The sequence below is a fragment of the Microbacterium sp. BF1 genome (assembly GCF_019279095.1).
Taxonomy (GTDB): Bacteria; Actinomycetota; Actinomycetes; order Actinomycetales; family Microbacteriaceae; genus Microbacterium; species Microbacterium maritypicum.
On record NZ_JAGYWT010000048.1, the window covers coordinates 1 to 9,527 of the forward strand.

The 9,527-nt window shown below is 67.1% G+C and carries 11 protein-coding genes and 1 pseudogene; 1 reads left to right on the forward strand and 11 read right to left on the reverse strand.

Going from position 1 to position 9,527, the window contains the following annotated elements; genetic code table 11:
* Positions 1-1,435: 2-isopropylmalate synthase (leuA, locus tag KZA10_RS03095; protein WP_218682148.1), on the reverse strand; the 1,435-nt coding region annotated here is incomplete at its 3' end.
* A 193-nt stretch (positions 1,436-1,628) separates the two neighbouring features.
* On the opposite strand from leuA, the gene KZA10_RS03100 reads away from it, so the two are divergent.
* Entirely contained in the window at positions 1,629-2,276 is a 648-nt protein-coding gene (locus tag KZA10_RS03100; RefSeq protein WP_256934339.1) for a hypothetical protein, read from the forward strand.
* 1 nt (position 2,277) lies between these two features.
* Here the strand turns inward: KZA10_RS03100 and KZA10_RS03105 are convergent, their stop codons facing one another.
* The 10 genes and pseudogenes from KZA10_RS03105 to KZA10_RS17680 form a co-directional block, all read right to left on the reverse strand.
* Positions 2,278-3,231, reverse strand: coding sequence for an NADP-dependent oxidoreductase (locus KZA10_RS03105; RefSeq protein WP_218682149.1), 954 nt, complete (start codon positions 3,229-3,231; stop codon positions 2,278-2,280).
* 16 nt (positions 3,232-3,247) lie between these two features.
* On the reverse strand, positions 3,248-3,721 hold the full coding sequence (locus KZA10_RS03110; RefSeq protein ID WP_055867685.1) for a hypothetical protein: 474 nt from the start codon (positions 3,719-3,721) through the stop codon (positions 3,248-3,250).
* Positions 3,718-4,698 carry a hypothetical protein gene (locus KZA10_RS03115; protein WP_218682150.1) on the reverse strand — a complete coding sequence of 327 codons (981 nt, stop codon included), beginning with the start codon at positions 4,696-4,698 and terminating at the stop codon, positions 3,718-3,720. Before KZA10_RS03115 ends, KZA10_RS03110 begins: the two co-directional genes overlap by 4 nt.
* Positions 4,698-5,219, reverse strand: a complete 522-nt coding sequence (locus KZA10_RS03120) for an RNA polymerase sigma factor (protein ID WP_218682151.1) — start codon at positions 5,217-5,219, stop codon at positions 4,698-4,700. Before KZA10_RS03120 ends, KZA10_RS03115 begins: the two co-directional genes overlap by 1 nt.
* A gap of 54 nt (positions 5,220-5,273) precedes the next feature.
* Entirely contained in the window at positions 5,274-6,170 is an 897-nt protein-coding gene (era, locus tag KZA10_RS03125) for a GTPase Era (protein ID WP_031206042.1), read from the reverse strand.
* The gene (locus KZA10_RS03130) at positions 6,163-7,458 is read right to left on the reverse strand and encodes a hemolysin family protein (RefSeq protein ID WP_141386095.1); all 1,296 of its coding nucleotides are present in this window, start codon (positions 7,456-7,458) and stop codon (positions 6,163-6,165) included. Before KZA10_RS03130 ends, era begins: the two co-directional genes overlap by 8 nt.
* Positions 7,455-7,913: an rRNA maturation RNase YbeY gene (gene ybeY, locus KZA10_RS03135; protein WP_218682152.1), complete on the reverse strand. Its 459-nt coding sequence runs from the start codon at positions 7,911-7,913 to the stop codon at positions 7,455-7,457. The genes KZA10_RS03130 and ybeY overlap by 4 nt, the downstream gene beginning before the upstream one ends.
* Positions 7,910-8,935 carry a PhoH family protein gene (locus KZA10_RS03140; protein ID WP_229778869.1) on the reverse strand — a complete coding sequence of 342 codons (1,026 nt, stop codon included), beginning with the start codon at positions 8,933-8,935 and terminating at the stop codon, positions 7,910-7,912. Before KZA10_RS03140 ends, ybeY begins: the two co-directional genes overlap by 4 nt.
* 79 nt (positions 8,936-9,014) lie before the next feature.
* The gene (locus tag KZA10_RS03145; protein ID WP_017830366.1) at positions 9,015-9,365 is read right to left on the reverse strand and encodes an HIT domain-containing protein; all 351 of its coding nucleotides are present in this window, start codon (positions 9,363-9,365) and stop codon (positions 9,015-9,017) included.
* A 67-nt stretch (positions 9,366-9,432) separates the two neighbouring features.
* A pseudogene (locus tag KZA10_RS17680) lies at positions 9,433-9,527 on the reverse strand (16S rRNA (uracil(1498)-N(3))-methyltransferase); the annotation flags it as partial.

Here is a 9,527-nt window from a genome sequence, read left to right on the forward strand (position 1 = left end):
CGGACATGTCGCTGCGGGTCTGCGTCGCGAGCAGTTCGAAGCGTCCCCACTTGGCCGCGGTGTCGGCGGCGGGCAGATACTCGTCGTTGAAGATCGACCAGATCTGGTCGCTCGTGACCTCGCCGCCCTCGGCATCGGTCTTCGCCTGCACGACACCGGAGAACTCGATCTGCAGCTTGCGGGGCAGGTCGATGGCGTGGTCGGCCTTCAGCAGGTAGGCGACGCCGCCCTTGCCGGACTGCGAGTTGACGCGGATGACGGCCTCGTACGAACGCCCCAGATCCTTCGGATCGATGGGCAGGTACGGCACCGCCCACTCGATGTCGTCGACCGTGACGCCCTCGGCCTCGGCACGAACCGCCATGGCCTCGAAGCCCTTCTTGATCGCGTCCTGGTGCGATCCGCTGAACGCGGTGAAGACCAGGTCGCCCGCCCACGGGCTGCGCTCGGGCACCGGCAGCTGGTTGCAGTACTCGACCGTGCGCTTGACCTGGTCGATGTCGCTGAAGTCGATCTGCGGGTCGATGCCCTGGGTGAACAGGTTGATGCCCAACGCGACGAGGTCGACGTTGCCCGTGCGCTCTCCGTTGCCGAACAGGCAGCCCTCGATGCGATCGGCACCGGCCATGTAGCCGAGCTCAGCGGCAGCGATCGCGGTACCGCGGTCGTTGTGCGGGTGCAGCGACAGGATCACGTTCTCGCGATGCGCGAGGTGGCGGCTCATCCACTCGATCGAGTCGGCGTAGACGTTGGGCGAGGCCATCTCGACGGTCGCCGGCAGGTTGATGATGACCTTGCGGTCGGGGGTGGGCTCGAAGACCTCGATCACCTGGTTGCAGATGTCGACGGCGAACTCGAGCTCGGTGCCGGTGTAGCTCTCGGGCGAGTACTCGTAGTAGACGTTCGTGTCGGGAATGGTCTTCTCGAACTGACGACACAGGCGTGCGCCCTCGAGCGCGATGTCGATGATGCCCTGCTTGTCGGTGCGGAACACGACTTCGCGCTGCAGCACGCTCGTGGAGTTGTAGAGGTGCACGATGGCCTGCTTCGCGCCGGTGATCGACTCGTAGGTGCGGGCGATGAGGTGCTCACGAGCCTGGGTCAGCACCTGGATCGTGACGTCGTCCGGGATCAGGTTCTCTTCGATGAGCTGGCGGACGAAATCGAAGTCCGTCTGGCTCGCCGAGGGGAAGCCGACCTCGATCTCCTTGTACCCCATGCTGACGAGCAGCTCGAACATCACGCGCTTGCGCTCGGGCGACATCGGGTCGATCAGGGCCTGGTTGCCGTCGCGGAGGTCGACCGCGCACCAACGGGGCGCCTCGGTGATGCGGGCGTCGGGCCAAGTGCGGTCAGGCAGGTGGACGTTGATCTGCTCGTGGAACGGCCGGTACTTGTGGATCGGCATCGCGGACGGGCGCTGAGTGTTCTGCATGATGGGGCTTCTTCTCTTCGTCAAGATGAACGGGCCAACACAAGCGCCGCGACGAGGAAGGCCCTAGCTTTAGGACTCGTCGCGGCAGCTAAGAAGAAGCAGACCGCCGAAAGGCATGAGGTCATGGTAGCAGGGATGCCACGACGGTTTCGACGAGGCTGAGACGATCACGGCGGTGACGACACTCCCCGGTATGAGCACATCGCAGCGTCGCCTGGCCATCGCCGCGGCCTCAGCCGTCGGCCTCCTGTTCCTGAGCGCGTGCACGTCGGGCCCCGGAAGCTCCGCGGCCCCTACGAGCACGACGGTGCCCTCCGACCAGCGCCTCGAGAACGTCCGCCCCGATCTCCCTGACGGGCGCGTCATCGGGGTGGGCACGGTGCTGGACGTGGCAGGCGACGTGCAGCTGTGCATGGGCGCGATCAGGGAGTCGTACCCTCCGCAGTGCAGCGGAGTCCCTCTCGACGACTGGTCCTGGGAGGGCGTGGAGGGAAGCGAGTCCAGCGGGGAGACCACCTGGGGGGCCTATGCCGTGTATGCGACATTCGACGGCGAGCGACTCACCAACACCGACGCCCCCATCATGCTCGCGCTGTACGACCCGATCGCTCCGGAGGATCCGACGGGCGGGGTGGACGGCGCGACGCCGAGCGATGAGCTCACCCGGATCCAGGACGACATCTCCGCACGTCTCGGCGAGGAGGCACTCGCTCTCCGCACCGATCGCGGGTACGTCTGGCTGAGTGTCGTGTGGGACGACGGAAGCATGCAGGATGCCGTCGATGCCGAGTACGGCGACGACGTCGTGATCGTGGCCTCCGCGCTCCGCGAGATCGACTGATCTACGGGACCAGCGCGAGCTTGCCGCCGGGATGCCCGGTGGCAAGAAGCCGATGCGCCGCGGGTGCCTCGCCCAGGGCAAAGGCGCGGGCCACGGGGACGACGAGATCGCCGTTCTGCGCCAGGGCGATCAGCTTGCTGCGCACCTCGTCGCGGAAGCGGGCGCTTTCGGGCATCGAACCCGCGATGAACGTGATGCCGTCGGTCGCGGCTCTACCGGCAGCGGCGATCGTGACGATCCGCCGACGGTCTCGGACGAGTTCGAGGGACACGTCGACAGCCTCGGTCGTCTCCACCGCATCCAGCGCCGCGGCGATCGGATCGCCCGCCAGGTCGCGCACGCGACCAGCGAGCCCCGGGCCGTACTCCACCGGAATGCCCCCGAACCGTCGTACCTCGTCGAAGCGGGCCTCGCTGGCCGTTCCGATGACGCGGACGCCGCGGAGTCGCGCCTGCTGCAACACGCTCACCCCGACAGCGCCGGAAGCGCCATGGAGAAGGATCGTCTCCCCCGGCGCCGCACCGGTGACGGCGAGCATCTCCGCGGCGGTCGTGCCGACGAGCAGCAGGTTCGCCGCCACAGGATGCGTGAGAGTCGACGGCTTCGCGAACACCTTCTCGGCGGGTACGGTGATCTCGGTCGCGTAGCCGCCGCGCACGCGGAAGGCGATGACCTCGTCACCGATGTCGACGGCGCCCGAACCGATCCGGGTGTCCGCGCCGATCGCCGAGACCTCCCCCGAGATCTCGTACCCGATCGGGACGGGCAGTTCGGCGCCCGGGCGGGCGGCAGCCACATGCTTCGCGTCTGCGGGGTTCACCCCGGCGGCGAGGACACGGATCGTGACCTCACCCTTCTGCGGGGAAGGAGTGTCGTGCTCGACGAACTCCCAACTGTCGGGTGGCCCCCAGGCCGTCGCGACCCAGTGCCGAGACTGCGGAGTACTGACCGACATGGTGCCCGACCCCGGCTCAGAGGACGCAGCGGAGGTTGTTGACCGCAGCGCCGAGGTTCGCCCAACTTCCCGCATTCACCGTGGCCACGGTGGCGCTCCCGTACCGTGCCTGAACATAGCCGGTACCACGAGCGTTGGCGACCGATTTCGCGATGAACGTCGAGGGAATCGTGTTGACGCTGCACAGGCTGAACGTCAGCTTGTTGCCGCCGAGCGCCCCGGCGCTGTAGGCACAGAGCCGATCGGTCGCACAGCTGCCGACCGAACGCACTGATCTGGTGGAGACGGACCTGATCGAGAGTTCCATACCGAGGGCGGGCCACACAGCATGTGTCGAATCGATGATCACGCCGCCGGGCACTTCCTCGAGCATCGCGATGATCTCGGGATCGACAGTGTCGTCACCCTGCGGTGCTGCCTGCGCGGGCGTCACTCCGAGCGTGAGCATCGCGCCCAGCGCCGCCGCTGCGACGATCGTGCTCCACGTCATCTGATCGCCTCCTCATCGATGTCCCACATCCGATAGGAGATGATCGAACCGGCGGCGTAGACCTCGTCTGCGATCAGGACTGTGCGTTCGACGCCGACGATCCTCCCGGTATCACGGGAGACCAGGATCAGATCGCTGGCGGCGCCGTCCGGTGACACCACCCTGACTCCGCTCACATCACGCCCCAGACGGTCCTTCGTCACTCCGAGCGCCTCACCGCCCTGCGCCTCCTCGAGGAGTCCGAGCAGTTCGCGGTGTTGAGCATTCGTCAGCGTCCATTGATCGAGGACCGATGTGAAAGCCAACTCGACGTCGTATGCCGTCGGGTTCTCCGGCATGCCGAAGGCACGGAGGATGGCGATCATGTCTTGACGAGTCTCGCCGGGCACTTCTGTCCAGGGCGTGTAGAAATCGCCGGGCGCCATCACGAGGTCGGTGACGACCTCCCCGCTGCTGGTCACCTCAGCGGCGTTGCTCGCGACCGCGTCCTCAGGGTCGTAGGGAACACCGGCGATGATCGTCATGCGACCCGAGCCGTCCGGTTCCCACGTGAGCGTGGAGAGCTGCGGCACCACCTTGCTGACCTTCGCCTCGACTTCGACCGAGAATCCCCAGAAAGCGGTCCTGACGGTGCGCTCCGGCGCCGCGGGTCCGGTCGAACCGGCGAGAGCCGTCTCGGCGTCGTCGACCACCTGGGCGACCGTGGTCGCGCCTTCGAAGTCGAGAGGCGACGGCATCCCCGCCACCGCGGCACCCTGAGGAGAGAACACGGCGAATGCCAACGCCATCGATGCGGCGACTGCCGTCAGACCGGAGGCCCAGCCCCAGGCACGTCGACGCCGTCTGCGGGGCGCCAGGCTCGTGCGGAGGATGCGGTCACGTGTGGCAAGCGCCCGCGCATCGGGCGCAGCGTCACGGGGCGTCAGCGCGGGGTCGGCTTCGCTCAGCATCCGTTCGAGCACGGCGTTGTCAGTCATCACCCGTTGTCGCCCCCCTCCAGGCCCAGCTCCGCGCACAGGCGATGCCGCGCGCGTCCCAGCGTCTTGCGCACTCGGAACTCGGAAGCACGCATCAACTCCGCGATCTCCCCCACCGCGAGTCCATCCCAGTACGTGAGCATGATGATACGCCTCTGTGCTGGGGTGAGGACAGACAAGGCGCGGAGGACTTCGACACGGCCGCGCTGATCCGGTCGGCCCTCTTCGCCGGAGAGTCCCAGATGCACCGCGTCGAGCGCACCATACGGAGTGGACGATCGACCCGAACGCGCACGTAGCCTCCGATCCGCGGCGCGCAGCAGCCAGACGCGACTGGGCGGTCGCGCGGGTCTGAGCTTCGTCCACGCGAGAAGGAACACCTCCGAGACGATCTCGGTGACTTCTTCCTCCGCACCGACCACACCCTCGATGTGATGGCGCACTGCCGCCCAGTGCTCGTCGAACACTCGGGTGAAGACCTCGGTGCGCAGCGGATCCGGGTCTTCGCTGCGACCGCTCATGTCGCCGGGGTCGGCGGTCTTCCCGCCGCCATCGACGTGGTGCCGGACGTCATCTCAGAATCCGAGCCTGCCGAGCTGCTTCGGATCGCGCTGCCACTCCTTCGCGACCTTCACATGCAGCCCGAGGAACACGCGTGTCCCCAGCAGCTCTTCGATCCCGACACGCGCGCGTGCACCCACCTCGCTGAGCCGCTTTCCCTTATGCCCGATGATGATCGCCTTCTGGCTGTCCCGTTCGACCACGATCGAGGCATGCACGTCGGTCAGGTCGGTGCCCTCCCGGGGTGCGATGTCGTCGATCACGACGGCGATCGAGTGCGGAAGCTCATCGCGCACGCCTTCGAGGGCGGCCTCGCGGATCATCTCCGCGATCCGGTCCTCTTCCGACTCGTCGGTCGTGATGCCCTCCGGATACAGCGCAGGACCCTGCGGCATCAGCGAGAGGATCTCGTCCGAGAGCACGTCGAGCTGCTCACGGGTCAGTGCAGACAGCGGGATGACCGCGGCCCAGTCCTCCCGGAGGGAGTCGACCTCCATCAGCCGCTCGGTGACCTCGTCGCGCCCGGCCGCATCCATCTTGGTCACGATCGCGATCTTCTTCGCGCGCGGGTAGCCGTCGAGAGAGGCGGCGATCCGCCGGTCGCCGGGGCCGACCTTCTCGTTGGCTGGCACGCAGAAGCCGATGACGTCGACGTCGCCCAGCACCTGCTCGACGAGATCATTGAGCCGCTCGCCGAGCAGCGTACGCGGCTTGTGGATGCCGGGGGTGTCGACGATGACGAGCTGCCCCTCCGGCCGGTTGACGATTCCACGGATCGCCCGACGCGTCGTCTGCGGCTTCTCGCTGGTGATCGCGATCTTCTCGCCGACGAGCGCGTTGGTGAGCGTCGACTTCCCGACATTGGGGCGGCCGACGAAGGTCACGAACCCGCTTCGAGTGTCGTCAGTCATCGTCTCGATCTCCTTCATCCTGCACATCGTCGGGTTCCCCCGCCGCACGTTCCACGAACACCGTCGCGATCCCTCGCCCGCGACCGCGCGATGCGCCGCCCGTGAGCACCAAGCCTTCCACGGTGGCCGTCGCCCCGGGCTGCGGAACCTGTCCCAGCGCCTTGCCGAGCAGCCCGCCGATCGAATCGACGTCCTCGTCCTCGAGCTCGAGACCGAACAGGTCGCCGACATCCTCGAGCGAGAGTCGGGCGCTCACGCGGTATCGCCCGTGACCGAGATCGACGAATTCCGCCGATACCTGATCGTACTCGTCGGAGATCTCGCCGACGAGTTCCTCGATCAGATCCTCCAGAGTGACCAGGCCAGAGATCCCCCCGTGCTCGTCGATCACCAGACAGACGTGCACGGCGTCGCGCTTCATCTGCTGCAGGAGCGTCTCCGCGCGCATCGACTCGGGGACGAAGGTCGCGGGGCGGGCGATCGGCCGGATGGACGCCGCGCGCCACGCACTGTCGTCGCGGTACGCGAACTGCACGAGATCCTTGAGGTACAGCACTCCGACGACGTCGTCGGCATCGTCATCGACGACGGGCATCCGGGACACACCGCGGTTCAGGAAGAGCGACATCGCCTCGTCCGTGGTCGCCGTCGCATCGACCGTGACCATCTCCGTGCGGGGCACCATCACGGCGCGGACGAACTGATCGGTGAAGTCGAAGACCGAGTGGATGAGATCGCGGTCGTCCTCCTCGATGAGGTCGTTCGACGCCGCCTCGTCGACCATGCTGAGCAGTTGGTCCTCGCTGGTGAAGGAGCTGCGGCCCGTGCCGGGCGTCACGCGGTTGCCGAGCAGGACGAGCCCCTGTGCAAGCGGCCCGAGGAAGATACGGAGCCCTCGCACGATCGAGGCCGTGCCGCGGATCATCGCCTCGGCGTGCTGGCGACCGAACGACCGAGGACTCGCTCCCACGAGCACGAACGTGATGGCCGTCATGAGGACGGCGGCGGCGAGCATCGCCCACCAGTTGTTCTCGATCAGGATCGTGAATGCCACCGTCACGAGCACGGCCGCTGTGACCTCCGCGAGCACGCGGATGAAGGCCACGGCGTTCACGTGCGCGTCGAGGTCAGCGGCGATGCGACCCAGCGCCTTGGCTCTGCGACCCTCTGTCGCCATGTCGGCGAGACCGGCGCGCGATGTGACTCCGTATGCGGCGTCGATCGCGGACATGAGACCGCCGAACGCCACCAGCAGCACGGCGGCGATCAGGAGGAGAGCCGCGGTCATCGCCGGCGTTCAGCTACGGCGAAGCCCTGGATCAGCTCCTTCTGCAGCCCGAACATCTCACGCTCCTCGTCGGGCTCGGCGTGATCGAAACCGAGGAGGTGCAGCAGCCCGTGAGTGGTGAGCAGGATGAGCTCGTCCATCAGAGTGTGGTCCGCAGCCTGCGCCTGCGTCTCGGCCACCTGCGGGCAGAGCACGATGTCGCCGAGCAGGCCGGGAGCCGTCGGACGGTCCTCGGTTCCGGGACGCAGCTCGTCCATCGGGAAACTCAGCACGTCGGTGGGACCGGGCTCATCCATCCACTGCACGTGGAGGGCTTCCATGGCTCCCTCGTCGACGAGGACGATCGCCACCTCGGCATCCGGGCTGACGTGCAGCTGCGCGAGGTTGAAGTCCGTCAGCCGCTGCAGCACGGCCTCGTCGACGTCGATGGCCGACTCGTTGTTGATCTCGATCATGAGAGTCCTCGTTTCGGCGCGCGGTCACGCGGTCCTGGTCGTTGTGCTCCCCTGCGCTCGGCCCGATTGGCGAACTCGGCCGCCTGTTCGCGCTCGAACCGCTGCGCGGTGCGCTTCTCGTCGTATTCGCTGTACGCGTCTACGATGCGTCCGACCAGCGAATGCCGCACGACGTCGTCACTCGTGAGCCGGGAGAAGTGGATGTCGTCGATGCCGTCGAGCACGCGGGTCACCAGCCGGAGCCCCGAGGATCCCTGCGGAAGGTCGACCTGCGTGATGTCACCGGTGACGACCATCCGCGTGCCGAAGCCGAGACGGGTCAGGAACATCTTCATCTGCTCTGGGGTGGTGTTCTGCGCCTCGTCGAGCACGACGAAGGAGTCGTTGAGGGTACGGCCGCGCATATAGGCGAGAGGTGCCACCTCGATCGTGCCGGTCGCCATGAGGCGCGGGACGATCTCCGGGTCCATCATCTCGTTGAGCGCGTCGTACAGCGGGCGCAGGTACGGATCGATCTTGTCGGTCAGGGTGCCAGGAAGGAAACCGAGCCGCTCCCCCGCCTCGACGGCGGGACGCGTGAGGATGATGCGGGTGACCTCTTTGCGCTGGAGCGCCTGCACGGCCTTCGCCATCGCGAGGTAGGTCTTGCCGGTACCGGCGGGACCGATGCCGAACACGATCGTGTTCTCCTCGATCGCGTCGACGTACTCCTTCTGCCCGAGGGTCTTCGGACGGATGACCTTGCCGCGGGTCGTCAGGATAGCCTCGCCCAGGACCTCGCTCGGACGCGGGCCCCCCTCCTGCCGCAGCATGCGTGCTGAGCTGGAGACATCGCTCGGTGCCAGATCATGCCCTGCCCTGGTCATCTCGAGAAGCTCTTCGACCAGTGTCTTCGCCTTCGCGACCGCATCGGCGGTGCCGCTGAGTGTGATCTCGTTGCCGCGCACCAGCACCTGGACGTCACGGTGCTCCTTCTCCAGCATCCGCAGAAGCCGGTCCTGCGGCCCGAGCAGCTGGACCATCGCGACGCCGTCGGCGTAGATCTTCTCGACCGCCTCGGGAGGCTGGCCGCCGAGGCTCCGCTCCTGGGGTTCGTGGTTCTCAGGCACCGACGCTCTTCTCGGTCAATCCGCCGGCCAGCACATGCGCGTGGACGTGGAAAACGGTCTGTCCGGCATTGGCGCCGGTGTTGAAGACGAGGCGGAAGTCGCCGTCTTCGGTGTGCTCCTTGGCGAGCGTCCCCGCGAAGGCGATCATCTCGGCCAGCAGAGCGGGATCCCCCGCAGCGAGTTCGGTGACATCGCGGTACTCCGCCGACTTCGGCACCACGAGCAGATGCACCGGTGCCTGCGGGGCGATGTCGCGCAGAGCGAAGAGGCGGTCGGTCTCGCCGATGATCTCGGCAGGGATCTCCCCGTTCAGAATGCGCGTGAAGATCGAGGTGTCCGTCATGCCGACAAGTCTACTGACCACAGCGACCCCGCAGCCGTGAGCCCGTCGTCGTGTGCTCGCGGTGCCGTCACCATCGCCCGAGCGTGACCGACAGCACGGCGATCGCGGCAGGTCCCGCCGTCGAGGTGCGCAGCACCGTGTCCCCGAGGAGCACACGTTCGG

Excerpts from the sequence above, each read along its gene's own strand:
- KZA10_RS03100 (WP_256934339.1), top strand. The coding sequence starts at position 1,629 with ATGAGCACATCGCAGCGTCGCCTGGCCATCGCCGCGGCCTCAGCCGTC.
- KZA10_RS03105 (WP_218682149.1), bottom strand. The coding sequence starts at position 3,231 with ATGTCGGTCAGTACTCCGCAGTCTCGGCACTGGGTCGCGACGGCCTGG.
- KZA10_RS03110 (WP_055867685.1), bottom strand. The coding sequence starts at position 3,721 with ATGACGTGGAGCACGATCGTCGCAGCGGCGGCGCTGGGCGCGATGCTC.
- KZA10_RS03115 (WP_218682150.1), bottom strand. The coding sequence starts at position 4,698 with ATGACTGACAACGCCGTGCTCGAACGGATGCTGAGCGAAGCCGACCCC.
- KZA10_RS03120 (WP_218682151.1), bottom strand. The coding sequence starts at position 5,219 with ATGAGCGGTCGCAGCGAAGACCCGGATCCGCTGCGCACCGAGGTCTTC.
- era (WP_031206042.1), bottom strand. The coding sequence starts at position 6,170 with ATGACTGACGACACTCGAAGCGGGTTCGTGACCTTCGTCGGCCGCCCC.
- KZA10_RS03130 (WP_141386095.1), bottom strand. The coding sequence starts at position 7,458 with ATGACCGCGGCTCTCCTCCTGATCGCCGCCGTGCTGCTGGTGGCGTTC.
- ybeY (WP_218682152.1), bottom strand. The coding sequence starts at position 7,913 with ATGATCGAGATCAACAACGAGTCGGCCATCGACGTCGACGAGGCCGTG.
- KZA10_RS03140 (WP_229778869.1), bottom strand. The coding sequence starts at position 8,935 with ATGGTCCAGCTGCTCGGGCCGCAGGACCGGCTTCTGCGGATGCTGGAG.
- KZA10_RS03145 (WP_017830366.1), bottom strand. The coding sequence starts at position 9,365 with ATGACGGACACCTCGATCTTCACGCGCATTCTGAACGGGGAGATCCCT.